Annotated in this window: 2 protein-coding genes; one reads left to right on the top strand and one right to left on the bottom strand. The window is 37.7% G+C overall.

The genetic code is table 11. The annotated features are described in order from the left end of the window. Positions 1-214: 214 nt before the first annotated feature. Positions 215-601: a hypothetical protein gene (locus PX636_RS08915; protein WP_106909820.1), complete on the bottom strand. Its 387-nt coding sequence runs from the start codon at positions 599-601 to the stop codon at positions 215-217. 473 nt (positions 602-1,074) lie between these two features. Between PX636_RS08915 and PX636_RS08910 the strand changes: the two genes are divergently transcribed. After that, positions 1,075-1,298: helix-turn-helix domain-containing protein (locus tag PX636_RS08910; RefSeq protein WP_502882864.1), on the top strand; the 224-nt coding region annotated here is incomplete at its 3' end.

Genomic DNA, 1,298 nt, shown 5'->3' with positions numbered 1-1,298 from the left:
TGGGCAACTAATTCCCGTGCAAATAACCCAACAACAGCAAGTAATACACCATAGAAGAAAAAGAAATATGAAATTAAACAACTCAAGTAATGAGGCATTATTAGCAAACGATTTGCCAAATCCATAAAAAATTCTCCAGCTAACTTTTTAATTTTCCGAAGTTATAAAAGTATCAGCAAGATTGAGTAAATTTCAACAATTTGTGTCCCTCGATTTACTCACCAAATAATTGACTGTGGACAGCGTTTACAAACGCCTCTGCTTCTGATTTTTGCCATGGCCATCCAGTGACAGGAGTTGCTGTTCCTCCGGCCGTAACCACACTTACCGTTGGAGATCCCCACATCAATAGAACACCAAAAATCAAGGGAATAATACCCACTACTACAGTTATCAAGACAATCCCTAAAACAACAAGGAATAGTCCCCCAACAACTTTCCTATCCATTTCATATCGAACTGCAACAACTTGCTTGAGAGGAACATCTTCTCTTCGTCCACCACGAAACCAGCTTTTCTTCGCCATATAGGTAAGTCTTTTGTTCGTTACAATACCAAAACAGTTGTCAACTAAGACATTTTCTTTAGAACTTGATGTCATTTTTTCCTCCCCATTTGATTTGTGTACTGGTTGAGCGTGCGGCCTGGGCTACATTGCCTAAAGCCACCTTAAGCATCCTGACTGTGATATGCTAGAACCTGTACTATTTCACATTTTCTTTAGATTGGCTAAATAAAGCCTTGAAACTGCTTAATTACTTAGGATACATCGCAGTCTTGAGTTTAGTAAGTCGGAAAAGTCGGAACTTACAGCCAAACAATTGATCTGAAATATCGGAAATGTCAGCTAGAATAAGTAAAAAACTACCCCGTGTGCAACTATATTTTTAGTCTTGATTTACAAGGCTCTCAGAAATCAGCAGTGATAAAGTATCATCGGGAACCCTGATTCTGTCGTTTTTAGTTACACATCGCGTAAAAACTCGCCAATTCAGGTCTGAATTGCATCACTGTCTGCTCTACCTTCATATACCTAATCTATAGTCCATGTTTCAAGCTAATCTATCTAATACGGTGTTAAATCTCTTAGATGAGTTGGTTTTTGCCAAAACAGATCAACATCTAGACTATCTTCAAAAAACTATCTTGCAAGGGACCTTAGAAGGTTACAAATACTCAGAAGTTGCCAAAGAATCTCATCTTAGTGAAGGTCATATTCGAGATAGTGCTTCAGAATTATGGAAAATTTTGTCAGAAGTTTTAGGGGAAGATATTACTAAATCAAATATTAGAGCAGT

This window comes from Microcystis sp. M53598_WE2 (genome assembly GCF_030067735.1).
In the GTDB taxonomy this organism is placed as follows: domain Bacteria; phylum Cyanobacteriota; class Cyanobacteriia; order Cyanobacteriales; family Microcystaceae; genus Microcystis; species Microcystis aeruginosa.
This window is presented reverse-complemented; position numbering and strand designations above follow the sequence as displayed.